Genomic DNA, 25,794 nt, shown 5'->3' on the forward strand with positions numbered 1-25,794 from the left:
TAAATTACACAATAAAAAAACGCAGCATCTGACTGTAACAGATACTGCGTTTGGAGTCTCAATTGCTGCTGGAGTTTACGCAACTAAACGTCTTATTTGCCAAAAACGATGTCGCCAATATTTGTGGTTTAAATTTGAAATAGCTACACCACGAGAGCTCGTTGCGTTGATGAACCGACCATGATCAAGGTAAATACCTACATGATGATGCCAATCTCCTGTTTTAAAGAAAACCAAATCACCAAAATGAGCATTTTCTCGCTTTACTTTAAATCCCAATTTTACTTGCTGCATGGATGTTCTTGGTAAGTGGATTTTAAATACCTCACGAAATACCTTTCCGACAAATGCAGAACAGTCGATACCTCGATGAGTCGTTCCGCCATATCTATATGGTGTATGCTCCCAACGATGGTAGGAATGAAGTATTTTAGAGCGCGTTTTTGATGATAAGCGATGATGCTTAACTGATGATTTTATATGTGAACGGTAGATATAATTACCCGATGGCAAATAGTAACCATTAGATGATGTATGTGCTAAAACGGACGAAGATAAGGTTATAAAAAATAAAGGGAAAACCGTTCTTAATACCCTTTTAGATAGATTTTTAAGGCGATATAAAGACATTTGTTATGAACTATGTTTTGTTTTTATCGTCTCAGAAAATTTTACAAGCTCACTACCATAAAGTAACAAACAGCAGATTTTTTCTGTCGATGGTTAGAGTGGAATGATGTAAGTCTATAAAATAGAAGTGATTCCTAAAATATCCATATATCGTTACTAATGTTGCTAAAATGGAAATTTTGATAATAGCTCAAAAACTTTGTTTTATTATTAGAGCATGATTTGTGCATTAGCTTTGTTATTTCTTGTTTAGTGAGCATCTCATGAAAAAAACGCTTCTTTTTACTTTTCTAGCCACAATGGTTGCATGTGGTGGGGATTCTAGTTCAGATAACACAACTCAAAATCCACTATCCGATGATTCCCCTCAAGATCTTGCTATCAAAATATCCGATTTATCAAATGGATATTATGGCAAAATGTACACTGCTGGCGGCGATGAAGTCTCCATCAAGGCCGATGATATTCTTCCTATGCAGCGTCAGTTTATTGATGAGCTAAAGCAACATATTCCACAAGACTCCGTTAATAAATATCAACAATACCTCGAGGATTTTTCAAATTATGACTTCAAAACCGAAACTGAAACAGTCTTGTTCCAAAATGCGTTGCTAAATGCAATGCTTGATGAAACCGATCAAAAAACTCAGCTAAGATACCAGCCCTCTGTTAGACTTTTTCAGCATCATACTCACCTACTCTTTCCTATCTCTCGAATTGATGACTTTCCTGTTTTAACTGATTTCCTCTTTGCCCGCTCTATCTTAGAGCATTTACCTTTATATATTCCTGATACTGAAGACGATTATATTCAAACTTGTAGAGAAAATAATGTTCCTATTCCTCCTGATTGGGGTTCAGGTGATTGGAATTACATGGGAGATGCTGAAGTTGATTTTTTAAGAAATGAGTTAACAGAAATCTGGGCCTATTCTGATCCAAATGTGGCAGGCACCTGTATCGCTTTACCTCGGAAAGAGTCTGGTGTTGTATCTTTATTAGGCATTATTTGCCAAAGTTCAACAACAGGAAAAGCATGTTTTTGGGATAATTTGAGTAAAGAAAATGGATTACGGATCACAGGTGGAGACGATTTAACATTCGCTATTGAAGATATTCACAACGGGGACATTCTTGCTGAAAACTGTACTGAATGTCATCGTGGAAGTAATGTTTTCTTAATCCATCCTGGTACTAATTTAGATATATCAGATCAATACACTTTAGAACCAGCTGTTCGCTATACCCCCGTTTCACAGCAAGAGCAATGGCAAAACCCACCGGCACATACAGAGCTTGGCACTGGAACTTGTGCATCATGTCATGAAATAGCCGATTTATCATACGGTTATTGCACACTTGTACTAACTAATGCTGCAAATATGACAATGCCTAATTTAGAGAATCCTGCTGGGTGGAATAATTCTCACGATATTTATGGCCAACATTTAGCTCAAATTATCGAAGATTGTCGTACTCCATAAGCCTATGAAATAACTAAAAGTTTTATATTAGATATTAAAATTAGATGTGTACTAGACTTAATTTTACAATGTTCATTCATTTTATTGTAAGGATTAATAATGTCTAAAAAAACCATTTTAGCTGTTGCGCTAGGCTTAACACTTGCACCTGTATTGACTCAAGCTTGTACTGGTATATTAGTTAAAAGTGAAGATGGCAAAGCTGTTGCCGCTCGTACTATGGAATTTGGCTTTGATGTTAAATCAAACATCGCAATTGTACCTGCTGGTACAGAGATTACGTCATTAGTTAATGATCCTAAGAATACAGGTCTTGTTTATACAGCAAAATATGGTTTCGGCGGAGCTAATGCATTAGACAAAAAAATGGTTGTTGATGGTGTCAATGAAAAAGGACTCTACTTTGGTGCGTTCTACTTTTCAGGATTAGCCAAATTTGCTGAACTTACAGACGAAAACAAATCAAAAGCCGTTTCCAGCGAAGAACTGGGTAATTATATTCTAGGTAATTTTGCCACTGTTGATGAAGTGATCGAAGGGCTTAAAAATATTGTTGTTGTTGGTTCTTATATTGATGAGATTAAAACCTTTGCACCATTCCATTACGCTGTAACGGATCCTTCTGGTCGTTCAATTGTTATTGAATACACAGAAGCTGGATTACAGGTTCACGAAAATAAGATTGGTGTAGTAACAAACAACCCAACTTACGATTGGCATATTGCAAATCTTCGTAACTACATTGGCTTAACACCATATAACAAAGAAGCTGTAGAAATTAACGGTGTTAAAATCACGCCAACAGGTGAAGGTTCAGGTTTGTTAGGCCTACCTGGTGATTATACATCACCTAGCCGCTTTGTGCGTGCAGCAACTTTTGTAAACGCAAGCTTACCAAGTAAGACTGTCGATGATGCAGTGTTTACCGCTTTTCATTTATTGAATGCGTTTGATATTCCTAAAGGTGCTATTCGTTCACCAGAACATGAAGCGCTAACTGACTATACGGTATGGACATCTGTTGTAGACACTGCCAATAAAGATTATTACTTTAAGAGCTACCTAACACCAATGGAAATGAAAGTGAATATTCCACAAGCTCTCAAGCAAATTAAAGAGCCAACTGTTGTTAAGATGGAAAATTCATATACTTACAAAGATATTACTCCTCAGTTTGGTGCGAAGTAATTTCTAAATAGAAAAGGGAACATTCGCGTTCCCTTTTCTTTCAAATACTATGCTAGAGAAAAATATCGCATTAACCGCCAGCCAGTTTAACTGTATAGCCTTTCTTCTCAAGAGCAGTTTTGATCACATCACGCTTATCGCCCTGAATTTCGATTGCGCCATCTTTAACAGAACCACCACAACCACACACTTTTTTAAGTTCAGCAGCAATAAGTTTTAGTTGCGTATCTTCAACATCCAGACCTGTTACGACACAAACGCCTTTACCTTTACGACCTTTGGTCTGTCGTTGGATGCGAACAATACCATCACCCTTTGGACGTTCTGGTTGTGTTTTCTCTTCTTTGATTCGTCCACATTCTGTGGAATAGACTAAAGTCATGTTGTAACAATCTCTTAAATTTCATCGTATTGTATAAAAAGGTCACAGAAAGATTATCTGTATTAACCTAATCTTTATTTTATGCATACTATCAGTAAAAGGCCATAAAACGGAAATCACTTATGTTAAAAAATGTCATTTTTGATTTTGGTGCAGTTCTATTTGAGTGGAATCCAAACCAGATAGTAAAAACATTTACTCCGTCTGATGAAGAACAAAATTTACTCTTGCAACAAGTGCTCCAACATCCTGATTGGATATCACTCGACAGAGGCACCATGTTAATCGCAGAAGTGATCCCTAAATTTTCTGCCCGAACAGGGTTACCTGAAAACCAAATTGAAGATTTTATCCATCATGTGATTCAAAGTTTAACACTCATTAATGCGACCCTTGATATCGTTGAATTGTCTCTATCATCATTCAAAACATTTTATTTAACCAATATGTCAGAGTCCTTTTTTGAATCATTGAATGAACAACACCCTATCATTTCTCAATTTGATGGAGGCATTGTCTCAGGCAAAGAATTAATGATAAAACCCGAGCCAAAAATCTTTCAACTACTTCTTGATAGATACGCTTTAAAGGCCGAAGAGAGCCTCTTTATTGATGACAATCTGGATAATATATTAGCGGCAAAACAACTTGGCTTTGATACTGTTCTTTTTGACAAGTCATCACAATGCTACAAACAACTTCTTGAAAAAATCCGTTTATAGTGATGTTTTTTATCGTTATTTAACAAATATTCAGAAAAGAAGACTATACTAGATGCGATAAATCACAAAAAAATGCAAAAGATTATCTAGGAGACATTGTGAAGAAAGGCTTACTTAGCACGCTAATTCTACTATCTGCGGTTACCTTTGGAGCAAATGCGGCATCTAGTTGCGACGGAAAAGAAATTGTTGGTCAAGTTGAAACGATTCGAGTTAATAATCTAGATATGGATTATGAAGCTCGTATTGATACTGGTGCTGCTACTACATCAATAAATGCATATGATATTAAAGTGCTAGGCTCTGATAACTCAAATATGCGAGATAATCTTGGTGAACAGGTTGAATTTAAAACCAAAAATGAGAAAGGCCAAGTTGCTACTTATAAGGGCAAAATTATTCGTGTAAGTAAGATCCGCAACGCTCAAGGGGTTGAGCGTCGTTATGCAGTAGTGATGGATCTTGAACTCAATGGTAAGAACAAAGCAGTTGCAGTTAACCTACGCAATCGCAGCAAACTTGAATATAAATTGCTGATCGGACGCAATTGGCTAAATGATGATTATCTTGTTGATGTATCAATACACAGTAAAGACAAGCATTAATTAAGAGACATTACTGACAAACATCACAGCGAATGAAGCCCTTCTGACAGGGCTTTATTTTTTTTGCGCTGCAAGTTGTAACAGAACCTTATCTAAATATTGCTTGATAGCCGCCGTTGAGCCTTTTAATAACTGGCCTCGTAGCGTGATGTACCATTCATTTGGTTTTCCACTGTCATTGATCAACTTAAACCCACGGTACTCTTCTGTTTGATATTGAGCTTGCGGTTTTGCGACTGTATTAAATCGCTCTGGCGGCATAAACGTCTTCATATCACACCACCAATCAATACTTTTTTTGATATCCGATAGTCGACCAGAAATAGCATTTAAGTTTATTGCCGCTTTCCAGTGATCTGGATCGCCATCGCTATTTTCAATTAGATAACCTCGATGAAATAATCGTTTCTTCATCCTAATTTGAACCTTTATAGTCACCTATCCTAAACCACTCTATTTTAGGAATTAACTAGAGTGAATTACAACAAAAAATCTATAAAATAAGAAGTTAAGGCTAAGTTTCACAAAAATTTGATTACCAAATATACCAAATGGGCTTTTATAGCGGGGACATTGGTATTAATACGATATTGATTGAATACTTCATTGATAAGCTTTTTGGTCTTTTCATCTAAATTTGCCCTTTTATTTTCGTGATTAACTGTTATATTAAATAGCAATAAATAAAGTTATAGTGCATTAGGGTTATGGCAAAGAAGATTCCTATCATCGAAGATGACCATATAAAACAACACAGTATTGAACAATTTAAGTCGATTGTAGACACCATTGAACTGTGGCAACAATTAACCCACAAAATGTATGCAGATAGCACCTTGGTGGCGTTTAAGAATGATTGGAATATGTTTATTTCATTCTGCAATCAGTTAAATCAATGTTGTTTACCAGCATCTGCAGATGTAACTTGCCGCTTTATTGAAAAAATAGCACAAACAAGAAAGCTTTCCAGCTTAAAACGTTACATTGTCACTATAGGTTTAGTTCATAAGTGCCACGCTTTACCAAACCCTTGCACTAGCAGTGACGTGAAACTAGCCATGTTCCAACAACGCATGGATAAACATGACGATTACACCCAGGCTCAAGGTTTTTGTGATAATCATTTACAGCAGCTACATACTCTATTTTCAAGTGCAACTAAACCAAAAGATGTCCGTGATATGGCTATTTGGGCACTTACCTTTGAAGGAATGCTTAAACGCAGTGAAGTTGCAGCACTGACAGTGAATGATATTGAATTTATAGACAATAAAAGTCTTATTACAATCAATAGTCACCTTGTTGAACTGAGTGAGTTAGCGACAGAAGCTGTGAAAAAATGGCTTACCCTATCCCTTATTGACACAGGCTTTATTTTTCGACGAATCGATCGCCATGGCAATATCGGAGATAATCCCCTAGACCACTCTTCTATTTATCGCGTATTCCGCCGTGCAAGCCAAGAGTTAGACTTACCGGTAGATGTTATTTTTTCAGGTCAATCACCACGAGTTGGTGCCAGCCAAGATTTAGCACGATCAGGTCTTTCAGTACATCAAATTCAAACTCAGGGTCGCTGGAAAAGTCCTGCTATGCCCGCGCAATACATAGGCGATCGAGGATATAGAGATCGGGAACTCAAACACTTTGCGAAGAAAAATCAAAAAGATATCGATTAGAGATATTCTCCGACCAATAAACTCTAATCTGAGAAACACAAAAGGCTTTAGATCACTCTAAAGCCTTCATCTAATCGATTACAGCACCAACATTATTTTGCTGCGCTTTTAATCGCTTGTTCAATAAACTTAGTGAAGCTATGACCATGGTTCTCTAGCATTTTAGGGAACATAGAAATTGGCGTCATACCTGGGAATGTATTGATTTCATTTAACAAGATTTCATTATCTTCACTTAAGAAGAAATCAATACGAGATAGATCTTTTAGCTTCATATGAACGAAAGCTTTACGTGCACATTCACGTAGCGCTTCTACTTGCTCTTCAGACAGATTTGTCGCCTCAACGGCTGTTGTTGAGTGGCTATCAGAGCTGTACTTCTCTTCATAGCTATAGAACTTATCATCAGGGCAAGACACCTCACCTGGCTTTGTGATAATCAGTTCATCGCCATATTGGTAAGCTGCAATTTCAAGTTCACGTGGCTTAATGCTCTTTTCGATCAAAACCTGATCCGAATAACCAAAGGCATCATTAACCGCTGTAGCTAAGCTTGCCTTATCTGTGACGCTGTAACAACCAACAGATGAACCTTGAGATGCCGCCTTAACAAACACTTTACCCCATTTATCGAATGCTTCACTGGCTTTAGCGTGAGCATCTTCGTTATTTTCGCTTAAGAAAACATACGGGGTATTAGGGATATCTAGCGCATCAAACCATAGTTTGGTTGTGATCTTATTGAAACAATTGCGACTCGCTTCTGCGCCACAGCCTAAATAAGGTAAACCAGCCATATCTAAGAAAGATTGTAGATCGCCAGTTTCGCCAGGGAAACCATGAACACAAGGGATAACATAATTGATGATTTGTTTAGTATCACCCGTTTGTAAAGTACGATCTAAGTTAAGTTGGCACAGAGCATTGTTTGCATTAAACCAACCCTCTTTTTTCATTTCAACTCGGGTGTAATTAACACCGTCAATATGCTTTAACTGCTCTTCAATGTAATTTGCAGAAACGAGTGAAACTTCGTGCTCTGAACTACCGCCACCGCACAATAATAAGACATGGATAGTACTCATGATCATCCCTTGTAATTATAAAAACAGCTCGCCAAACACGGGCCAAGCTTATGGCTTTGATTATCAAATCACTCTTGTTCAAAGCCTAATATCAAAAATTATTCTAATCTTAATCAAAAAAGGGCTTGCTGTGCACCTTATCTTATTGATTATGTATTAAATCGCACCATTTTTGACATGATGCTCGTTTTAGCGCACAAGTTTTAGTCATTATTTAACGCTTTAATCACTTTTGCTGGCGTACCACCAACTAACGTATCAGGGAGAACATCAGAGGTTACAACGCTACCTGCTGCAACGACCGAGCGAGCCCCAATGGTTACCCCCTGACAAATACAAACATTGCCACCTATCCAAACATCATCTTCAATCGTAATAGGAAGACACCATGTTTCCCAATTACGGCGAGAACGATAATCTAATGAATGTGTTGGAGTGAAAAATTGTGAATTAGGACCAATGAGGACATGAGCCCCGATTGTAATGGGTGCGTTATCGAGCCATACAGCACCTGCGTTAACAAACGTTTGATCACCAATGAAAATATTTTTTCCGTATTCACAGCTAAAAGGCATACGAATAACCGAATCTGAACCAAATTTTCCCAGAAGAGACTCAAGCAAAGGTCGTTGCTCTCTAATTGTTGTTTGGTTAAGAGGAATCAATTGCTTCTCTACTTCAGTTCGAAGCGTATCAATTTCGGGATCCATACCATTGTATATTTCACCCGATATCATTTTTTCAAATTCAGTCTTCATCTCAACTATGCTCAATCGGTCAATTAATTTGTCATGAATACTAACTGATGTGTCTCATAATTTTTGTGATGAATCTAGAATAAAAAGTCAGGTTTACATCATATTTACAGTACAAAACCATATATCAACTAGTGAAAACATAGATTTTTAAGGTTACACATAGATGATTTATTTACTTAGTTAAAAGATGAAACTTGAGTATTTTCCGACTCTTTCAATGATTGCAAGTTTTTGATAAACGCACCATTTTGCTGAACAGTTAACGGCAAAGCCAGAATAGCCTCATGAGCTGCATCGCGAGAGTCATATTGACCATATAATAAAGCATACCAAGGTTGCCCATTACGATCGGTTTTACTTATCCATAAAGCCTCTCCTTTCGGAAGCTGTTTCGCATAAGAAGACAGCTGATCTTTACTTCCAGAAGCGACTAACTGAATAGCATAAGCTGATTTGTTCAAATCTGAATATTGATAGGTCGGCTTAGATGCTGGCTTTACTTCTGGCTCAGCAACAGACGGCGAAAGTTTAATCACTTCTTTAACATGATTTGGAACCTCAACAGACTTTCCTGTTAATGATTCTTCATTAAATCCTAAGCCATCTGCACTAAATTGAGCAGGCTCAACGACAACAGTTTGAGGTTGAGATTTCACTTCAGGCGTTGGAGGGATATTTACCGCCTGAACAGGTGCTGAATGTTGTGGCGACGTTACACAGCCAGCTAACAACGAAGCTAAAATAGCAAGAGCAATCTTTTTCATTATTTTTCAAATCAATAATTAAAACCAAAAGTATTTTGCTCTGATAATTACTTAGGATCAAGAGAAAGGCCATACACAGAACTAGACGACTCAAAGTGCTTGATTTGTATCATTCTGTAGCGCAGAAAACTCGGGTATCATATTTGTAGTTTGCGTAATATTTATAATAGGAACTCATCATGGCCGATCCGCATATTCAATGTGAACTCGATGGATTAGATAAACTTACCGTTCTTCTTTACCGAAGTTCACTGACATTTGCAGCAGGCGTTATGTCTATTATCGCTTGGGAATTTAACTTCGGAACTGTAGCTATCATCATCGCTGCATTATTAGCGTCTACAACCGTTCATATCTATGACAAACGCTTTCGCTGGCTCATTCAGGGAGCGGGATTGTTTGCAAGTGTATGGTATATGACTGGACTTTGGAGCCCATTGGCGCAAGGTGCTGCTCTATTTGTCTTCAGTGCATTGGCGGTAAAAGAATATTTTTGCTTTCAACTGAAAGTCTTACTGGTAACCCCTTTGGCTTTAGCTGGTTTCTGGTTCTGCCAAGTATTTGGTCAAGCTCAAATCAGTATTCTATTTAGCATGGCAAGTGCTATTTTACTGGCTGTTGCCGCATTTTCTAAATGGCGAATGCCGCTTCATTTTGATATTGGCGATAAAAGCCGCTACCAGATCTAATAGAGCTGGCTTAAAAATAAGGGGTTGATCACAGCCCCTATGATTGTATTTCCTTCCTGTTTTGTACCTGATTACTATAGTTATACCGAGCTAAATATAGCTGAAGTGATCAGGAGCTTATATGGCGACAACCCCTTTATCTGCCCTACTGAATCCCAAATCCATTGCCGTGATTGGAGCATCTAACCAAACCCACCGCACAGGTTTTGTGATCATAAATAATCTGCTTCAAAGTCACTTCAATGGTCCAATATTTCCCGTCACACCAAAATATGATTCGGTAGCGGGTATTCTTGCTTATCCCACTATCTCTGATTTACCTCGGACACCTGATATCGCGATTGTTTGTACCCACGCCAGTAAGACCGTCAAAATAATCAAAGAACTGGGCGAAAAAGGGGTTAAATCCGCAGTGATTCTTGCCGCAGGAACTTCTACATTAAAAGATGAAACAGGCACAACCGTTGCCGACTATCTGCAGCAACTAGCAAAACGGTATCAAATTCGATTACTCGGGCCAAATAGCATGGGGATTATTCTGCCTTGGCTTAATTTGAATGCATCTTTTGCCCCAACGCCTGCAAATAAAGGAAACATTGCGTTTATCTCTCAATCTGCAGCCGTATGTACCACGATTTTGGACTGGGCGAGAAATAAAAACATTGGCTTTTCAACATTTATCTCATTAGGTGATGGGCTGGATATCAACTTTGCAGAGTTACTTGATGCGCTTAGTCGAGATGGAAAAACCGAAGCTATTTTGTTGTATCTGGATTCAGTGAATAATGCCCGAGAGTTTTTGTCTGCCGCCAGAGCTGCCGCTCGTAATCGCCGAATACTAGTCGTAAAAGGTGGTCGCACATTGGCAGGAAGTGAAGCAGTTAAACATCATACAGGTAGTAATCTTGGAGCCGATATAGTTTATGAAGCGGCGATACGAAGAGCGGGGCTATTAAGAGTAAAAAATACCCATGAGTTATTTGCAGCGGTGGAAACCTTAGCCCATTCAGTACCTTTAAGAGGCGAACGACTTGCTATTATTACCAATGGTGGTGGTCCTGCCATCATGGCTGTGGACTCACTTTCTGAACGAGGAGGAAAACTGGCGCAATTTAGCTCCACCACACTCCACCAGCTAAAAAAACAACTTCCAAATTATTGGCCAGCATCTAATCCAATCGATTTACTTGGGGATGCCACAATTGAACGCTATGAGCACGCAATTAATACACTGTTAGACAGCGATGAGGCCGATGCTTTACTTATCATGCATACACCATCAGCCATTGCCCCTAGCCAACAAACAGCAGAACGCTTAGTTCAAATCCTAAAACAGCATCCCAACATCAAAAAATTTAACGTACTCAGCAACTGGACAGGAGAATATGAAGGACAAGTTGCTCGTGACATTTTCGCTCAAGCAGGATTTCCAGCCTATCGAACCCCAGAGAGTGCCGTTTCTGCCTTTATGTATCTCGTTGAATACCGCCGAAATCAAAAGCTACTTCGAGAAACCCCAAAAACACTCGAGCCTATCTCCACCAGCAATAAGAATTTTTCGCCACAGCAAGCCCAAGCAATCATTCAAGAATTACTTAATCACAATATCACTCAGCTAGAAACCCATGAAGTACAGCCAATTTTAAAAGGTTATGGATTTAAAACACTACCAACATGGTTAGCTAACGATGCTGTTGAAGCCATTCATATCGCAGAGCAAATTGGTTATCCCGTTGCGGTAAAACTGCGTTCGCCAGATATTGAACACAAATCAGAGGTTCATGGCGTTATGCTTCATCTGCGAGATGCTCAAGAAGTTGAGTCTGCAGCACAAGCGATGTTAGAACGAGTCAACATAGACTACCCTACAGCCCAAATTGACGGCCTATTAGTACAACGCATGGCAAATAGAGCTGGAGCTCAAGAATTAAGGGTTGCGGTTCGAAATGATCCTATTTTTGGCCCAGTTATTTTCTTGGGCGAAGAGTTAATGAATTGGAATTGTTATCAAGATAGCGCCGTTGGTTTGCCACCTCTTAATATGGCGTTAGCTCGGTATATGATTATCGATGCCCTTAAGAGCCATAAGATAAAGCAACGCAGTACATTAGTACCCATTGATATTGATGCCCTATGCTCACTTTTAGTGACAGTGTCACAGCTTGTTATCGATTGCCCTAATATTGAGAGCTTAGATATCCATCCCTTACTCGCTAATGGCCCTGAGCTTACGATAATTGACGCTTCAATGACTCTCAATACTGACTCCAATCAGATCCCGCGCCTCGCTATTCGACCTTATCCTAAAGAATTGGAGCAGTGGGTCGAACTTAAATCAGGCAAGACTATTTTGCTGCGTCCTATCCTGCCAGAAGATGAACCTGAGCATAAAAGCTTTATCTCTCATGTTACTCAAGAAGATCTCTATAAACGATTTTTCTCTGACGTTGGTGAGTTTAATCATGAGGCCATGTCGAATTTTACTCAAATAGATTATGACCGAGAAATGGCGTTTATTGCCGTTTTTGAAAACAAGGGCCATACCGAGATCTTAGGTGTTGTTCGAGCTCTCTCAGATCCTGATAACGTGGATGCCGAATTTGCCATCTTGATCCGCTCTGATCTTAAAGGGCTTGGCTTAGGTCGAATAATGATGGAGAAGATCATTCACTACTGTCAGCATAAAGGACTACAACGCATTACTGGGATGACAATGCCAAATAATCGCTCAATGATCATGTTAGCGCAAAAGATGGGATTTCATGTCGATATTCAGATGGAAGATGGTGTTGTCGAAATGGAATTAAACCTTATTAAATAACACAAAAAAAATGAATATTTAGTCAAATATAAAAATAGATCGTCGGGAATTTTTTAACTTAGCTGAAAATTAATTCATTTTAACGCATAGCGATATCTATTGAATCGTATTGAAGTTTCAATAGTTAAGGTATCGACTAACTAGGTATATATAGCACGTAATCTGCCTAGTTATTTGTTCTCTTTGATCGATTAAATAATCTGCAAAACTCCATTTATCTTTCTGTTTTATTACAAAAATATGGTTAGTTTTGTTATTTGATCTCGGTTCCATTCCTAACCATCGTTCTTAGCTAAAGTATTCCTAAGTCACCAACTTCTGAATCAACAGGACAGTTATCACTACTTTAGGGAAAGGAAGAACCTTATGAAGTCAGCGCCCCACTCTTTAAATCAAACCATTCAAGCATTAAAAAGTGTTACTACCCAAATGATGGCAGCAGAATCTCTTACTGGTGAAGTGATGTCAGCTCATATGATTCAACAAATTACAGCTATTGAGCGGACAGAATTAGAGATCGCTTCGCAGCAAATCATGGTTATAGAAAAGGCACTTACTCAAGCATTGGTTGCTTTAGAGCGAGAAGATCTTGTTGCAACCCGTGAAGCAATCTTTAATGCCTTATATGAATTAAATCACCAATCACCATCTATCCCTAAACTCATGTATGAAAATGATCCTGTTTTGGCTGGTTGACACTTAGTTAATCGTTCATTTAGTTAATAACTTCTCTGACAAAATGTTATTAGAACTTGAAAGTAAACACGAAACACACGGTCTTATGTATTGGTTACCTTAATCTCCTTTAATACAAGATTATTATAATTATATGGTAAATAACCCAACATGGAATCGCTCATTACTGTGACATTGTCCTGTCTATACCACGCAGTAATGAGCATTTTTTTCGTCTATTTGATAATAATTAGCTAAGGTCTAAAGAAGACAGTAGACGGGTAAGTTATGACATTGGACTCCTATCCAAAGAAAATACCAGCATCTTCAAATTCAAGCCCTGACCAGGCAACTAACCATACATCAAATCATAAAAAGAAATGGTTACGCCGATTAGGTTTTCTGCTTGCTGCTCTTTTGGGCTTAAGTTTAATCTCTGCCTATACGTTGTTGAAATTATTAGCACAACATGAAGTACAGATACACCGTATTTCAGGCATCCAACTGTTCTCTGCTCCCCATATTGAGAAACTCGCCGTTGTATATCAAGGTGTGCCGATTGAGATGAATCATATATCAATTAATACATCTCCATTAATCATCAAGATCCAACAAGTGCAGTCCCAGATCCCTAAAAAAGATCAAGAACCTTTACAGCCTTATCAATTTAGCTCTCTTCAATTAGAACAGTTGGAGATGCATTCCCCATCTTGGCGTCTTGATCAGATGTTTACCGCTAAGATCAACAAAGCAACTATAGGTTTAACTATTAATCAAGAGCCTACTCACATATATCAGCAGCAAATACACCAGCTACATATAGAGGTAGATCCAAACAACGATGGCGATTCGACCAATAATTATTCAAACAATAGCTATGCGATAGCGGCCAAAATCCATGATATTGATGTGACAGTACCCGTACAGACAAAAGTAGAAGATCAACCAGATATAGAGATTATTCAATACCGTGCAAATCTAAAACAACTGAGTGCTAAATTACAAATAGCCAAAAAGAATCCAATGCAACAACCCATTCCGCTCTCGGTCGCAATCGACGCCATAAAGCCTTCATGGCAATCTTTAGAAGAGATAGAACAGACAATCCAAAATATCCATATAGATACCGACTTAACACATTGGAAGAGCAAAACCACGATTAAAATTAACCAAGCTCATTTGATTCAACCTCAATATCTACCGCTCGATATAAAAAAGAGTGACAGTGAATATCAAGGTTTTCATATTGGGCAAGCCATTGCGAATCTCGCTCAGTTACCGGTTAACTTTTCTATTAATCAGTTGACCTATTTACCGCTTATTTATAACGCGGAAGTCTTTCTCCAACAGCCATCCTTAGATAATTTGGTAACAGATCAAGAGCAACCCCAACGCCCTCATTTTTATTTTTCAGGCCATGTGCTAAGTCAACAGCCCTATAAAATGGATTTATCTCTGTTCTATCAAGATCTTAAAAATATGACGGTCACAGCTGGGTTAGTCGGCAAGAAAGGAAATTCAGTTTTTTGTGATAGTGTGATAAGCGCAGACTTACCTCTGCCAAAGCGACTTGATTGTCAGCTCAACCTTAAACAGACCAAAGATATTACTGATAATTGGCAAATAATAGACGCACCTAATGCCATTTTAAATAAGCCAATAACACTACAAGCTAGGCAGATTAATCATTTGATCCCCAATGAGGTAAAAAACGATGATATTAAATCGGCTCACTATCATGTTGACTTGAAGCTGCCTCAAAAAATCAACATCCAGTTGCCAAAAGCATGGTCTTGGGATTTGCTAAACATTCCACGTCAAGTTCAAGTAACCAACGATGGTAAATTAAGTATTGAGTTGCGTTACGCTGAGAAGTTTTTGCAGTTATCTCTTCGAGGCAAACAGGAATCCTTAGGTGTCTCGATACAAAATAAAAAGCAACATATAGTAAAAACAAATATAGATATCAATAAGTTAAAATGCTTTCCATCCAAGTTACAATGTCACGGAAATGGTGTTATCAGCAATCACCTATATTCTCTGCTATTTTCATCCTTACCTCAACAAATTGACACGAGTTCCCCACTTATCCTACAAACCAAAAGTCACTGGCAGTTGACATACAAAGACCAGCAATTTATTGGTCAGTTAACCGATAATCAGCTTTCGTTACCGTCGTTTCGCCTCCAACAGCCAAGCTATAGTCTTAAGCTTAGCAACAATCAATTAGTTGTGCCGCAATGGGTAATTTTAGCCAACACGCATCAATGGCAATGGTATGCCCCTAAAGATAAGGACATCACCTTTACCAGTAATGCAGAAGCAACAGTGGCAATAGAAACGAATAGCCAAGCAAGTCATCCCGTACAGAAAATAACTTCACCACTTAAAATGACAATGGGGTCTTTTTGGGTCGATAAGCAATCAAAACAATCCATTAAGATCAAAAGCCATATTCATTCACAGCTTTCTCCCATATTAAATGGACAAACGCTCCCTAAGCTCGATCTCAATACTCAACTACAGTTAGCCAAGGGAGAAATATCATTAGAAAACCGAATACATAGCCTTCTACCAAACCAACAATCAGTACCCTTGGCAGATATTCAAGTTCGTCATAACCTTAATCAACAAAGTGGCCTGCTAGATGTTCGACTCTCACCTTGGCAATTTGACTCAAAGCGAAGACTTTCTCAATATTACCTACCAGAAATCCCAACAGGTATTGAATTGGTATCAGGTAAACTTGAAGGCCATTTGGTGACACGTTATCGTCAATTTCAGCCAATATCATCCCAAGTTTCCTTATATACTAAAGAGCTAAGCGGAATGTTCTTTAATATTCCGTTTCACAATGCCAACATTCAGTTGGAGCTTCAACAAGATCAGCATGGTATACAAACCCGCTCTCCAGCCATTGTTGATATCGAAAAAATCAAGCTCGGTATTCCCCTTACTAACATACGGTTAAGCGGCCATTATCAAGATTACGCTTATAAACTCAATCATGGTTACATTGAGTTACTCGATGGTTTCATAACCACAACCCCAACTCAAAGCCGACAGCCCTGGCAACAATTGTCGTTACCTATTTCGATCCACGGCATCAATTTAGCGACGCTTATGTCACAAATCGATCAACAAGATATTGAATTAACCGGTATTCTTGATGGAAAATTAACACTTGCTTTACATAAAGGACTCTTTGATATCCATAATGGCAAACTAATTGCAAGGTATCCTGGAGGGCTATTTCGTTACAAACAGGGATCGACTATCGATAATCAAGTAGAGGCTATGGACGATAGCAACCCCATCGTTGTGAGTAAGCTTCTTAAAAATTATCACTATCGAACGTTGGTTGTTGATATAGACTATTCTAATAAAGGGATCCTAAAAGCAAAATCCCAGTTTAAAGGTTACAACCCAGATTTTCAGAATGGGCGGCCAATACACTTAAATTTAAACATTGAAGATAATGTTCCAGCACTTATAAAAACACTCAGTCTGTTAAATTCATCGGACGTAGAGCGTTATCTACAAGAGCAGTTTGGTAAGCAGGAATAACTGTAGCAGTGATACACCATTACTAGGAAACCATAACCTAGCAAACAGCAACTCACACAAAAGGTTACTCTGATTATGGAAATGCAACAGTCTGTCGTGATTCACAAACTTACGGTACTCGGTGCTGCCGTGCTCATAACTTTTGCACTTATCGGTTGTACTCCCACGGTACAAGTGGCAACATCGGATAAGCCAATTGAAGTCAATCTTAATGTGAAGATCGAACATGAGATCCGCATTAAAGTTGATAAAGAGATCGACAATCTCTTCAAGGATGAAGCGGTCTTTTAGTTTGTTAGGAGCTCAAGATGAAACGTATAACCCTTTTCCTCTGCGCACTGCTGTTTTCAGTTAATGCTTTTGCTATTTCACTACAGCAAGCAAAATCACAAGGCTTAGTCGGTGAAGCAAATAATGGCTATATCGCTATTGTAACAGGGTCTCCTTCAGCAGAGGTCAAGCGTCTTGTTCAGCAAGTCAACCAACAGCGTAAAAGCAAATATCAAAGCATTGGCTCTTCCCATGGTTTATCTGTCAATGAAGTCGCACGTTTGGCTTACAAGAAAGCTGTGAGTAAAACTCCCCGTGGTCAATATTATCAATCTACTACTGGGCAATGGGTGAAGAAATAACACCGACTAATAGATCAAAGGTAATAGATTGTTCAAATTTACCAATTGGGGGTTAAATATTTCTTAACCCCTCTCTCAGAACTTTAAACTCAATGATATGCATGAATGTCGATATACTGGTTCAACTATAACCACACTATTTATATCGCCATTATCCTATGTCATTAAAAAAACTCTTTGCCCGACTGCAACCGTCAGACGCGCTATTCTTTATTGCTGCTCTCTTTTGTTTACTTCCTTTTGTTAGCTCTCCAATCGCGCTGATTCTTGGCTTTAGTTTAGCAAGTCTTGGTCTGGTTCCCACTCAGTTTAATATTGCAGCAGCCACGAAAAAATTACTGTCTTACTCCATCATAGGTTTGGGCTTTGGTATTCACTTAAATGAAGCCATCGAAGCAAGCAAACAAGGTTTAGGTTTAATCGTCTGCTCTATCTTCTTTACCTTAATTTTAGGTTGGGTTGTCACTCGACTCATGGGGTTAGATAAGAAAACGGGTCATCTAATTGCATCTGGTACAGCAATCTGTGGCGGAAGTGCAATCGCTGCAGTAGCACCAGCAATTAATGCAAAAGACGATGAAATATCTCTCGCGTTGGCAACTGTCTTTGTATTAAATGCGATTGCCCTCTTTATCTTCCCGGTTATTGGCCATTTATTAGATATGAGCCAGCACGCGTTTGGTACCTGGGCTGCAATTGCTATTCATGATACATCATCGGTGGTGGGTGCTGCGGGGTCTTATGGTGATGAAGCACTTAAAACGGCTACGACCTTAAAATTGGCTCGTGCGTTATGGATCATCCCTGTAGCCTTCATCAGTGCGTTACTGTTTAAAGGCAATAGCAAGAAGATTTCAGTACCTTTCTTTATCGTCTTTTACTGTCTAGCGATTGTCTTTGCTCATTTTGTTCCAAGCCTACAACCCGCTTACGATATGATCTTTGCGTTTTCAAAGCGTCTATTGGTCATGTGTTTGTTCTTGATTGGCTCAGGTATTACTATCAATAAACTACGTAATGCGGGAGCGAAACCACTTTTATTAGGTGTCATATTATGGCTTGCTATCGGTGGAGCGTCATTGGCTTATATTGAAGCGACTATGGCGTAAGCTATTTAATCTTTGCATAAATTAAAGCCGACTAGATTGAGTCGGCTTTTTTGTTAATAATCAACCTTCTTTCTCATCGTTTTAGTCGTTCCCCTTTTGGTTTTTGACTCTAAACGACGACGCTGGGAGCTTTTGGTTGGCTTTGTTGGACGACGGGCTTTTTGTACAACCATCGCAGATAAAATCAATTCTTTTAATCGCTCAAGAGCAGCTTCTTTATTTTGCAGTTGGGTTCGATATTGCTGCGATTTAATGATGATCACACCATCAGAAGAAATTCGACTGTCTGATAGCTTAAGTAATTTTTCTTTATAAATAACTGGCAGTGATGATTTCTTAATATCAAATCTAAGATGAATTGCTGTGGCTACTTTATTGACGTTTTGCCCACCATTTCCCGCAGAGCGAATAGCGTTAAGTTCAATCTCCCAATCGGAAATCGTCACATTGTTTGAGATTGTGAGCATGTAGTACCTATGTTTATACTTTTGCTAATGATCTTAGCGATAAGCACTAAGGATACCAAAAGCAAAAAATAGGGTCACATCCCTCTTTTAAATCTTCGTACCTTAGTTCTGACATTTTTCATTGGCGATGAGGTATTAAACTGAATCATTCGCCCTAACGTCCATTTTTCGTACCATGGTTCTTGATAGAGTTGATGATTAGATAATGATGCGACAATAACAAGAATCTGTTCCATATTACTTTCAAACTCAGAAAGCAGTTCTGAATAAGTCCAATCGCGATATTCTACATAAAAACTTTGTGCTAATAGACCCAACTGATTCCATTTGTACCCTGTTTCAGGGAAATCAACCGCCAGATTCTGACTCTTTCGGTAATACCATTTTAAAACCAATTTTTGCCAACCAATAAGATATGCCACACTGTCACAAACACTGATGAAGCACCCTTTGCTGTTTCCCTCTATTTCGCATCGGCGCGATTCAGATTCAGGTATTACTTTTAAGTCTATGAGTAATTTAGAAAAAGAATCATTAATTGCTTTTTCCAATTCCTCTTTTGTTGTTGGTATTGAAGACATAATCACTCCTTGAACTTAACCGTCTACTTTTTATTCCCTTTTGAATACAGCTTAAAATAATCACAAAAAGAATCAAAATAAAGATTATTAGATGACAGTTTGAGACTTTTAGATCTACACTACATTTAGCAAAGACGTATAGTTCTTAGCAACAAAGACGATAACAACAAAAGGTATATCACCATGTCTAATTTTACACTAACCAGTAACGATATCTTTGAAGGCCAACTAAAAGACAAACAATTTGCCTTTAATGGATTTGGTCATGATGGTGATAACATTTCACCTCAATTAGCTTGGGAAAATGCGCCAGAAGGTACTAAAAGCTTTGCTGTAACCTGTTTTGATCCAGATGCTCCTACAGGTTGTGGTTTCTGGCACTGGCAAGTTATCAATATCCCTGCGGAAACTACCGAGCTAGAACAAGGCGCATCAGGTAAATTAGCAGCGAGTTTAGAAATGCGTAACGATTACGGTTTCAATGGTTTTGGTGGCGCATGTCCTCCAGAAGGTCATGGTATGCACCGTTACCAATTTACTGTATGGGCACTACCTGTAGAAAAATTGGATGTGCCAGATGATGCATCATGTGCGCTAGTTAGCTTTATGCTACACGGTATGTCTCTTGCAAAATCAACTATCACCACAACTTACGTTCGTTAATGGTATTTAAATACGCTTATTATTTAATACATTAATCTAAAGAGCCTCTATAACAATAATCCAAATTTGTTATAGAGGCTCGTTAAGTAAGGAAGCCTATGGCCACATCAGCAATCGTTATCACCCAATATCAAGGCCAGCAAGCACAAAACTTGCGAAATGTCCCTATCCTACTGCCCTCTATTGTGGCGGTAGAACAAGGTGAAAAACAATTTCAATGGCATGGTCGTTGGATTCGATTTCATAAGAAAAACTGGTTATTAATTCCAGCACATAGTCGAATTACTTTTGTTAATAATCCGCATCAAACTCAATTTCGTTCAACGCAAATCAGCTTTTTAATTCCACCGACCGCTGAGATGATCCTGCTTTCACAGCAAAATGCTGACACGGTATCTAATCATCTCGATAGTCCCGAATTTATTGTCAATGATGAAGGTCGTTATCTATGGCAACTATTGCTTTCAATGCCTAAAGAGTTAAGCCAAGCGATACAACAGCAATTGGTGAATGGGCTATATCAGTATCTTGCTGAAAATGGACAATTACATCTCTTATATGCACCACAAGAGATCAGTTGGACCGAAAAGTTAACTCAGTTTTTCAGCCAAGACCCAAGCCAGAACTATACGATTGAACAAGTTTGCCAACAGTTTGGGTTGAGTAAAGCGACTTTAATGCGCCGTTTAAATGATGAATCGACTCAGTTTAGAGAAGTACTAGCTCAAGTCAGAATGGGACACGCATTATCGTTGTTACAAGAAAAGTCTCAGACGGTATTAGAGCTAGCACAACAATGCGGCTATCAATCGGAAGTGCGTTTTACCCAACGCTTTCAAAAACAGTTTGGTCTATCCCCTAAGCAATACCAAAAAACGCTTCACCCGATGTAATAATTTATACTTAGTTAGATAAAATGTACGTTACTGATGGTTAACGAAGACGATAAACCGCAAATAAAATCAAAGTGAACGCGGTAAGATCCAATAACGCGCCAGTTAGTCCTTTGACAAAAAGTGACGCTGTAACTAGAAGTAGGGCCGATATAATGAGTAACTTGCGACTATCTTTAGATTTTTCCATTCCTTAGATATCCTGTTTTATTATGTTCTGTTCTAAAGAATGGCGAAGTTTATGCTAATTGACCAAGATCCTTTTTATCTAATACATAGAAAAAAACTATATATATATTAGATAAAATTAACAACGCGCTATAGGTAACTCATCAAGCCGTGTGGTCCAACGATTTGAACGATGAGCCTGACGCATATGCCAGTTGGTTGAGCTAATAATTGAAGCGGGCTTAATCCCATTCTTATAACGCGCATTTACCCTATCGGCTACAGCCATCAGTTCTCGTCGTTTTGATTCATAAAGAGCGGAGCTGTCAAACATATCTAACTGAATCGCATCATCTGTCACATCTGTAAGCTGCTCTAAAATAACACCAACTTTGTAATACTCATATCCACTGCGATAGATCTCATTTAATAGTGCTTGGGCTACCTCTAAAATACGATAAGTATCTTGTGTAGCACTGATCAAAGGCATAACCGCACTACGATGATGTTGTGGTAAATTCTTGTGTTTATTAGTACGTAAAAACACACCAACAACACCAGTTTGACTCTGTTGTTTACGCAGTTTTTCCCCCGCCCTTTGGCAGTGAAACGCTAGAGCGGCATTGAGTTCATCCAGTTGGTTGATGCCCTGACCAAAGGTTCGGCTTGATAAAATCTGTTTGCGTTTTTCTTCTACATCACCAGGACTTATACAGCTGATTTGTTGTAATTCTAAAACGGTTCTCGCTAACGTCACATTCCATAACCGTCGAATATCAATTGAGTCCTGTTGCGCTAATTGCCAACCATTTTGAATACCTGCAGTTCTTAATCGGGTTGCCGTTTTAGCTCCAATCCCCCAAATATCTTGTATTGGTGTTCTTTCAAGTAGCCACTGACGTCGATGCTCAGTATCGATTTGAATTACACCACGAACCTGTTTTTCATAGACTTTCGCTGCGTGATTGCCCAATTTAGCTAATGTAGGGGTAGCACCGATACCTACTCGAACGGGTAAACCAATATTCTTTAAAATGGTTGTTCGAATTTCTCTTCCATAATCGGCGAGTTCATTAAGTTGAAAACCGTCTAATCGAATAAATGCCTCATCAATAGAATATTGCTCCACATGCGGTGAAAAACGGGAGAGTTCCTCAATAAAGCGACGACTCATATCAGCATATAAGGTGTAATTCGAACTGCGAACTTGCACCCCTTGCTGAATGGCTTCACGTTGAATTTTAAACCATGGCGCACCTCGTACTATGCCAAGGGCTTTAGCTTGCTGGGAAATAGCGACACAACATCCATCATTATTTGATAGCACCACTAATGGCTTTCCGACTAATGAAGGATCAAATAGTTGCTCACAGGAACAATAAAAATTTTTCGCATCGACTAAAGCCCATACTTCTTTAGAACGAGTAATCATTGACGGTGACATAGGCTAATTAAGTAAATTATGAATATTGCGAGTCACTACACCGAAAATCTCTGAATCTTCTGGCATAGGAAAAGCTTGCAGGGTTGGGTTCTCTGGCTGTAACCACCACGATTCATCGTAACGAACCAGCCGTTTACAGGTGAATTCATCATAAATACGGGCGATAACAATACGACCAGGTTTGACTTCTTCGGCACGATCAACCACCAGTAAATCACCATCATAGATCCCAGCACCAACCATCGACTCACCACAAGCTCGTAGAAAAAACGTCGCATTAGGGTGACGAATTAAATAATCCTCTAACTCTAAGGTTTCTTGATGGCCTTCTGCTGGCGATGGAAATCCACAGGAGACAGATTCAGTATACAAAATTACTTTCAACAGACATTCGCTCATAATACTGCGTATTTATACAGTATAAGTAAAAATAGCGATTTGCGTCATCTTAGTTTCGTGATCACTACATTTATTCGAATAAATATTAAGCAAAGCAAAATTCTAATATCAGAGCCAAGTTAATTACGTCTAAAAAAACAGCAATCAATTCACCTAACTATGAGAAATACGTCAATGTTTTGTCTAATTTGTTTACAATAATATACAGAAAAATATTGCAGGGGATTTTCGGTATAGAGCTACCACCTAACTGCGATATCTCTATCCGAATACATTAATGGAGAATCATAACAATGAAATTGCTTTCTCGTAAGACAGTCCCTGCTCTTCTTGCATCTATCCTTCTTGCAGGCTGTTCTTCTGCAGATAACCCATGTGACACTGGTTACCTAATACCATCAAAAATTAATGGTGATAATTTCCAGTGTCAGCAACCTGAAACAACAGCACCTGAAACGGATTACAACGATCAAACAACGGATAACACAACGACAGAACCAGAAATTAATGAAAATAACTCAGTATCGCCAGATGAAGCGTACGGTTCTTTCGATCCAAGCCATTACACAGTTCAGGTTCTAGCACTTAAGCGTGAAAGCGATCTACACAACTACATTAGCCTACTACCAACTAACGAACCTGTATGGGTTAACTGGAACCGTGTAGAAGGTCAAAGCTGGTTTGTTGTGATTATGGGTGACTACCCAAGCCGTGAAGCTGCTCGCCAAGCTATTGGTTACCTACCATCTCAAGTACAAGCGCAAGGCCCATTTATTCGTAGCTTTGCCAATGTTCAGGCAGATAAAGAAACTAACGTAGTTCGTATGCGTTAATCATACTGGTTATATTTTATAGACCAGAACAAAAAGCCAGATCCAATGATCTGGCTTTATCTATTCTGTAGCGTTAAGTCACTGCCCTTTATGCCTTCTCTGCCACTATTGCCTTCTCTGCGACCGATTTATCAAAAGCAGATAAGTTCTTAAACAAGAGTACCACTAACATAACCCCAGTGGCAGCCAGTCCAATGGCAAGCCCGCCCCAGATACCTTCAAGCCCAGCCCACTTCATCAAAAGATAAGCCGCGGGAAGACCCACAAACCAATAGCCAATCACTGTCGAAATTGTTGGTCCCACAACCACTTTCATACCTCGCAAAATACTAATGGCTGATAATTGCCATGCATCTACAACAAAGCAAAGAGCAACCATGATCATCACACCTGGTAGTTGAGCAACCAATTGTTCTGCCAAAGCATCGCCTTCAATACTAAATACGTGGGTTAAAAACTCAGGCCAAATACTTAACAAAATACCTATCACGGCACTCGTCGCGGTAACAAGCCCTAGCCCTAACTTGGCGTATTGACGTACCATATCGGGCTCATCTTTACCAAAGTGCTGACTGACTAAAATTGAAGCCGCTTGTGACAAACCAAAAGCGAGGTTCCACGAAAAATTTAAACACTGCATAGCAATCTGATGAATCGCTAACGATACTGCACCTAATGTTCCTGCTAGAAGTGCGGCACCAGAAAATAGAGCATGCTCTAACATGGTAGCAATCATAATCGGAATACCCAGTACCATCAGTGGCTTCATAATGCCTAAACGATATTCATGAAAGTCACGAAATGGCATATAACGACGATACTTTGGGCGAGAAAATACCCAATATCCGTAACCAATCATAACAATGAAAGCAGCCAAAGAGGTTCCATATCCCAATCCTGCAATGCCCATCTTAAGTATAAAAGCCAATAGATAACTAAGTGGAACATTGAGAATAACGGTAATGAGCGACATCACCATAATAGATCGTGTCTCACTAAAGGCGCTAACAAGACTTCTAAGAACCAACAAGATTAATGTTGGTAACATTGACCACTTCATTGCGTGCAAATAAATGATCGCTAAATCGACAGCTTCTGGATCTTGCCCGGCCTTAAGGAGCCATCCTTTCATTAGATAAAAAAGCGGTTGTAAAGAAAGCGTGAGCAATACGGCAAGTAAAATCCCGCCTTTAAGGGCTAAACGTACATCATGTTCCCCTTTTTCGGGTTGACGTAGTTGCTTTCCATACGCAATCGCAATTAAGTTTGCAACACAACCAACAGTACTGCTGGCAATAATAAATACAAAAGAATAAACCGCTGCCCCTAAACCACCACCAGCAATAGCGACAATACTGAGTTTTGCCATCATCCATACATCGGTGAAGATCAGCATTTGCGCGATAAGTTGGGAGATAATGAGTGGAACGGCCAATTTTATTAACGTTTTCATGGCTCACTCACAACAAAAAAGAATAAAAAACATCCAATTTGTTGAATTTACACATATCATTAAGTAACCACAATAGAGTCATCATAAATTTAGAGCAAAAAAA

At 38.9% G+C, this 25,794-nt stretch carries 27 protein-coding genes; 15 read left to right on the top strand and 12 right to left on the bottom strand.

Annotated elements, in window-relative coordinates:
- Positions 1–75: 75 nt before the first annotated feature.
- Positions 76–630, bottom strand: coding sequence for a C40 family peptidase (locus tag WAX86_RS16550; RefSeq protein ID WP_081282934.1), 555 nt, complete (start codon positions 628–630; stop codon positions 76–78).
- 263 nt (positions 631–893) lie between these two features.
- On the opposite strand from WAX86_RS16550, the gene WAX86_RS16555 reads away from it, so the two are divergent.
- Positions 894–2,114 carry a hypothetical protein gene (locus WAX86_RS16555; RefSeq protein WP_341489712.1) on the top strand — a complete coding sequence of 407 codons (1,221 nt, stop codon included), beginning with the start codon at positions 894–896 and terminating at the stop codon, positions 2,112–2,114.
- 99 nt (positions 2,115–2,213) lie between these two features.
- Positions 2,214–3,302 carry a linear amide C-N hydrolase gene (locus WAX86_RS16560; RefSeq protein WP_069530474.1) on the top strand — a complete coding sequence of 363 codons (1,089 nt, stop codon included), beginning with the start codon at positions 2,214–2,216 and terminating at the stop codon, positions 3,300–3,302.
- A gap of 70 nt (positions 3,303–3,372) precedes the next feature.
- On the opposite strand, the gene yciH is transcribed toward WAX86_RS16560, so the two are convergent.
- On the bottom strand, positions 3,373–3,684 hold the full coding sequence (yciH, locus tag WAX86_RS16565; protein ID WP_005304940.1) for a stress response translation initiation inhibitor YciH: 312 nt from the start codon (positions 3,682–3,684) through the stop codon (positions 3,373–3,375).
- A 122-nt stretch (positions 3,685–3,806) separates the two neighbouring features.
- Here yciH and WAX86_RS16570 point away from each other — a divergent pair, with 122 nt between their 5' ends.
- Positions 3,807–4,406, top strand: a complete 600-nt coding sequence (locus tag WAX86_RS16570; protein ID WP_341489713.1) for an HAD family phosphatase — start codon at positions 3,807–3,809, stop codon at positions 4,404–4,406.
- Positions 4,407–4,504: 98 nt separating this feature from the next.
- On the top strand, positions 4,505–5,011 hold the full coding sequence (locus WAX86_RS16575; RefSeq protein WP_341489714.1) for a RimK/LysX family protein: 507 nt from the start codon (positions 4,505–4,507) through the stop codon (positions 5,009–5,011).
- A 54-nt stretch (positions 5,012–5,065) separates the two neighbouring features.
- On the opposite strand, the gene WAX86_RS16580 is transcribed toward WAX86_RS16575, so the two are convergent.
- The gene (locus tag WAX86_RS16580) at positions 5,066–5,425 is read right to left on the bottom strand and encodes a DUF3319 domain-containing protein (RefSeq protein WP_341489715.1); all 360 of its coding nucleotides are present in this window, start codon (positions 5,423–5,425) and stop codon (positions 5,066–5,068) included.
- A gap of 293 nt (positions 5,426–5,718) precedes the next feature.
- Here WAX86_RS16580 and WAX86_RS16585 point away from each other — a divergent pair, with 293 nt between their 5' ends.
- Positions 5,719–6,690 (top strand): tyrosine-type recombinase/integrase, encoded by a 972-nt coding sequence (locus WAX86_RS16585; protein ID WP_341489716.1) that lies wholly within the window; start codon positions 5,719–5,721, stop codon positions 6,688–6,690.
- 92 nt (positions 6,691–6,782) lie between these two features.
- Here the strand turns inward: WAX86_RS16585 and WAX86_RS16590 are convergent, their stop codons facing one another.
- From WAX86_RS16590 to WAX86_RS16600, 3 genes are all read right to left on the bottom strand, one after another.
- Positions 6,783–7,775: a D-alanine--D-alanine ligase gene (locus WAX86_RS16590; protein ID WP_065171042.1), complete on the bottom strand. Its 993-nt coding sequence runs from the start codon at positions 7,773–7,775 to the stop codon at positions 6,783–6,785.
- A gap of 203 nt (positions 7,776–7,978) precedes the next feature.
- Positions 7,979–8,533: a sugar O-acetyltransferase gene (locus WAX86_RS16595; protein ID WP_341489717.1), complete on the bottom strand. Its 555-nt coding sequence runs from the start codon at positions 8,531–8,533 to the stop codon at positions 7,979–7,981.
- Positions 8,534–8,709: 176 nt separating this feature from the next.
- Positions 8,710–9,297, bottom strand: coding sequence for an SPOR domain-containing protein (locus WAX86_RS16600; RefSeq protein ID WP_065171040.1), 588 nt, complete (start codon positions 9,295–9,297; stop codon positions 8,710–8,712).
- 179 nt (positions 9,298–9,476) lie between these two features.
- On the opposite strand from WAX86_RS16600, the gene WAX86_RS16605 reads away from it, so the two are divergent.
- From WAX86_RS16605 to WAX86_RS16635, 7 genes are all read left to right on the top strand, one after another.
- Positions 9,477–9,986 (top strand): DUF2301 domain-containing membrane protein, encoded by a 510-nt coding sequence (locus WAX86_RS16605; RefSeq protein ID WP_036765604.1) that lies wholly within the window; start codon positions 9,477–9,479, stop codon positions 9,984–9,986.
- Between the two features lie 121 nt (positions 9,987–10,107).
- Positions 10,108–12,807 carry a bifunctional acetate--CoA ligase family protein/GNAT family N-acetyltransferase gene (locus WAX86_RS16610; protein ID WP_341489718.1) on the top strand — a complete coding sequence of 900 codons (2,700 nt, stop codon included), beginning with the start codon at positions 10,108–10,110 and terminating at the stop codon, positions 12,805–12,807.
- 366 nt (positions 12,808–13,173) lie between these two features.
- A complete protein-coding gene (locus WAX86_RS16615) occupies positions 13,174–13,503 on the top strand; it encodes a hypothetical protein (protein WP_036765605.1) in 330 nt (109 codons plus the stop codon).
- Positions 13,504–13,770: 267 nt separating this feature from the next.
- Complete coding sequence (locus WAX86_RS16620; RefSeq protein ID WP_341489719.1) at positions 13,771–17,049, top strand: YdbH domain-containing protein; 3,279 nt, start codon at positions 13,771–13,773, stop codon at positions 17,047–17,049.
- A gap of 75 nt (positions 17,050–17,124) precedes the next feature.
- Positions 17,125–17,340 (top strand): YnbE family lipoprotein, encoded by a 216-nt coding sequence (locus tag WAX86_RS16625; RefSeq protein ID WP_224756775.1) that lies wholly within the window; start codon positions 17,125–17,127, stop codon positions 17,338–17,340.
- A gap of 17 nt (positions 17,341–17,357) precedes the next feature.
- Complete coding sequence (locus WAX86_RS16630; RefSeq protein ID WP_036765606.1) at positions 17,358–17,681, top strand: YdbL family protein; 324 nt, start codon at positions 17,358–17,360, stop codon at positions 17,679–17,681.
- Between the two features lie 158 nt (positions 17,682–17,839).
- Positions 17,840–18,790 carry a YeiH family protein gene (locus WAX86_RS16635; protein ID WP_044179888.1) on the top strand — a complete coding sequence of 317 codons (951 nt, stop codon included), beginning with the start codon at positions 17,840–17,842 and terminating at the stop codon, positions 18,788–18,790.
- 53 nt (positions 18,791–18,843) lie between these two features.
- Here WAX86_RS16635 and arfB read toward each other — a convergent pair whose 3' ends face one another.
- Together arfB and WAX86_RS16645 are read right to left on the bottom strand one after the other, a co-directional pair.
- A complete protein-coding gene (gene arfB / locus WAX86_RS16640; RefSeq protein WP_341489720.1) occupies positions 18,844–19,257 on the bottom strand; it encodes an alternative ribosome rescue aminoacyl-tRNA hydrolase ArfB in 414 nt (137 codons plus the stop codon).
- Between the two features lie 74 nt (positions 19,258–19,331).
- Positions 19,332–19,838, bottom strand: a complete 507-nt coding sequence (locus tag WAX86_RS16645) for a ClbS/DfsB family four-helix bundle protein (protein ID WP_284669624.1) — start codon at positions 19,836–19,838, stop codon at positions 19,332–19,334.
- Between the two features lie 183 nt (positions 19,839–20,021).
- Between WAX86_RS16645 and WAX86_RS16650 the strand changes: the two genes are divergently transcribed.
- Together WAX86_RS16650 and WAX86_RS16655 are read left to right on the top strand one after the other, a co-directional pair.
- Positions 20,022–20,501: a YbhB/YbcL family Raf kinase inhibitor-like protein gene (locus tag WAX86_RS16650; RefSeq protein WP_341489721.1), complete on the top strand. Its 480-nt coding sequence runs from the start codon at positions 20,022–20,024 to the stop codon at positions 20,499–20,501.
- A 98-nt stretch (positions 20,502–20,599) separates the two neighbouring features.
- Positions 20,600–21,394 carry an AraC family transcriptional regulator gene (locus tag WAX86_RS16655; protein ID WP_341489722.1) on the top strand — a complete coding sequence of 265 codons (795 nt, stop codon included), beginning with the start codon at positions 20,600–20,602 and terminating at the stop codon, positions 21,392–21,394.
- A 40-nt stretch (positions 21,395–21,434) separates the two neighbouring features.
- Here the strand turns inward: WAX86_RS16655 and WAX86_RS16660 are convergent, their stop codons facing one another.
- The 3 genes from WAX86_RS16660 to WAX86_RS16670 form a co-directional block, all read right to left on the bottom strand.
- Positions 21,435–21,584 (bottom strand): hypothetical protein, encoded by a 150-nt coding sequence (locus WAX86_RS16660; RefSeq protein ID WP_154097840.1) that lies wholly within the window; start codon positions 21,582–21,584, stop codon positions 21,435–21,437.
- Between the two features lie 117 nt (positions 21,585–21,701).
- Complete coding sequence (locus tag WAX86_RS16665; RefSeq protein ID WP_148109914.1) at positions 21,702–22,994, bottom strand: Y-family DNA polymerase; 1,293 nt, start codon at positions 22,992–22,994, stop codon at positions 21,702–21,704.
- A 15-nt stretch (positions 22,995–23,009) separates the two neighbouring features.
- Positions 23,010–23,405, bottom strand: a complete 396-nt coding sequence (locus WAX86_RS16670) for a translesion error-prone DNA polymerase V autoproteolytic subunit (protein ID WP_341489723.1) — start codon at positions 23,403–23,405, stop codon at positions 23,010–23,012.
- Positions 23,406–23,698: 293 nt separating this feature from the next.
- Between WAX86_RS16670 and WAX86_RS16675 the strand changes: the two genes are divergently transcribed.
- Positions 23,699–24,238 carry an SPOR domain-containing protein gene (locus WAX86_RS16675; protein WP_341489724.1) on the top strand — a complete coding sequence of 180 codons (540 nt, stop codon included), beginning with the start codon at positions 23,699–23,701 and terminating at the stop codon, positions 24,236–24,238.
- An 88-nt stretch (positions 24,239–24,326) separates the two neighbouring features.
- Here the strand turns inward: WAX86_RS16675 and WAX86_RS16680 are convergent, their stop codons facing one another.
- Positions 24,327–25,691, bottom strand: a complete 1,365-nt coding sequence (locus WAX86_RS16680) for an MATE family efflux transporter (RefSeq protein ID WP_341489725.1) — start codon at positions 25,689–25,691, stop codon at positions 24,327–24,329.
- Positions 25,692–25,794: the final 103 nt, after the last annotated feature.

It is taken from the genome of Photobacterium damselae subsp. damselae, from assembly GCF_038086725.1.
GTDB lineage: Bacteria > Pseudomonadota > Gammaproteobacteria > Enterobacterales > Vibrionaceae > Photobacterium > Photobacterium damselae.

What these genes read in the sequence shown, in the direction of transcription:
- WAX86_RS16550 (WP_081282934.1), bottom strand. Translation starts at nt 630, where the DNA reads ATGTCTTTATATCGCCTTAAAAATCTATCTAAAAGGGTATTAAGAACG.
- WAX86_RS16555 (WP_341489712.1), top strand. Translation starts at nt 894, where the DNA reads ATGAAAAAAACGCTTCTTTTTACTTTTCTAGCCACAATGGTTGCATGT.
- WAX86_RS16560 (WP_069530474.1), top strand. Translation starts at nt 2,214, where the DNA reads ATGTCTAAAAAAACCATTTTAGCTGTTGCGCTAGGCTTAACACTTGCA.
- yciH (WP_005304940.1), bottom strand. Translation starts at nt 3,684, where the DNA reads ATGACTTTAGTCTATTCCACAGAATGTGGACGAATCAAAGAAGAGAAA.
- WAX86_RS16570 (WP_341489713.1), top strand. Translation starts at nt 3,807, where the DNA reads ATGTTAAAAAATGTCATTTTTGATTTTGGTGCAGTTCTATTTGAGTGG.
- WAX86_RS16580 (WP_341489715.1), bottom strand. Translation starts at nt 5,425, where the DNA reads ATGAAGAAACGATTATTTCATCGAGGTTATCTAATTGAAAATAGCGAT.
- WAX86_RS16585 (WP_341489716.1), top strand. Translation starts at nt 5,719, where the DNA reads ATGGCAAAGAAGATTCCTATCATCGAAGATGACCATATAAAACAACAC.
- WAX86_RS16590 (WP_065171042.1), bottom strand. Translation starts at nt 7,775, where the DNA reads ATGAGTACTATCCATGTCTTATTATTGTGCGGTGGCGGTAGTTCAGAG.
- WAX86_RS16595 (WP_341489717.1), bottom strand. Translation starts at nt 8,533, where the DNA reads ATGAAGACTGAATTTGAAAAAATGATATCGGGTGAAATATACAATGGT.
- WAX86_RS16600 (WP_065171040.1), bottom strand. Translation starts at nt 9,297, where the DNA reads ATGAAAAAGATTGCTCTTGCTATTTTAGCTTCGTTGTTAGCTGGCTGT.
- WAX86_RS16605 (WP_036765604.1), top strand. Translation starts at nt 9,477, where the DNA reads ATGGCCGATCCGCATATTCAATGTGAACTCGATGGATTAGATAAACTT.
- WAX86_RS16610 (WP_341489718.1), top strand. Translation starts at nt 10,108, where the DNA reads ATGGCGACAACCCCTTTATCTGCCCTACTGAATCCCAAATCCATTGCC.
- WAX86_RS16615 (WP_036765605.1), top strand. Translation starts at nt 13,174, where the DNA reads ATGAAGTCAGCGCCCCACTCTTTAAATCAAACCATTCAAGCATTAAAA.
- WAX86_RS16620 (WP_341489719.1), top strand. Translation starts at nt 13,771, where the DNA reads ATGACATTGGACTCCTATCCAAAGAAAATACCAGCATCTTCAAATTCA.
- WAX86_RS16625 (WP_224756775.1), top strand. Translation starts at nt 17,125, where the DNA reads ATGGAAATGCAACAGTCTGTCGTGATTCACAAACTTACGGTACTCGGT.
- WAX86_RS16630 (WP_036765606.1), top strand. Translation starts at nt 17,358, where the DNA reads ATGAAACGTATAACCCTTTTCCTCTGCGCACTGCTGTTTTCAGTTAAT.
- WAX86_RS16635 (WP_044179888.1), top strand. Translation starts at nt 17,840, where the DNA reads ATGTCATTAAAAAAACTCTTTGCCCGACTGCAACCGTCAGACGCGCTA.
- arfB (WP_341489720.1), bottom strand. Translation starts at nt 19,257, where the DNA reads ATGCTCACAATCTCAAACAATGTGACGATTTCCGATTGGGAGATTGAA.
- WAX86_RS16645 (WP_284669624.1), bottom strand. Translation starts at nt 19,838, where the DNA reads ATGTCTTCAATACCAACAACAAAAGAGGAATTGGAAAAAGCAATTAAT.
- WAX86_RS16650 (WP_341489721.1), top strand. Translation starts at nt 20,022, where the DNA reads ATGTCTAATTTTACACTAACCAGTAACGATATCTTTGAAGGCCAACTA.
- WAX86_RS16655 (WP_341489722.1), top strand. Translation starts at nt 20,600, where the DNA reads ATGGCCACATCAGCAATCGTTATCACCCAATATCAAGGCCAGCAAGCA.
- WAX86_RS16660 (WP_154097840.1), bottom strand. Translation starts at nt 21,584, where the DNA reads ATGGAAAAATCTAAAGATAGTCGCAAGTTACTCATTATATCGGCCCTA.
- WAX86_RS16665 (WP_148109914.1), bottom strand. Translation starts at nt 22,994, where the DNA reads ATGATTACTCGTTCTAAAGAAGTATGGGCTTTAGTCGATGCGAAAAAT.
- WAX86_RS16670 (WP_341489723.1), bottom strand. Translation starts at nt 23,405, where the DNA reads ATGAGCGAATGTCTGTTGAAAGTAATTTTGTATACTGAATCTGTCTCC.
- WAX86_RS16675 (WP_341489724.1), top strand. Translation starts at nt 23,699, where the DNA reads ATGAAATTGCTTTCTCGTAAGACAGTCCCTGCTCTTCTTGCATCTATC.
- WAX86_RS16680 (WP_341489725.1), bottom strand. Translation starts at nt 25,691, where the DNA reads ATGAAAACGTTAATAAAATTGGCCGTTCCACTCATTATCTCCCAACTT.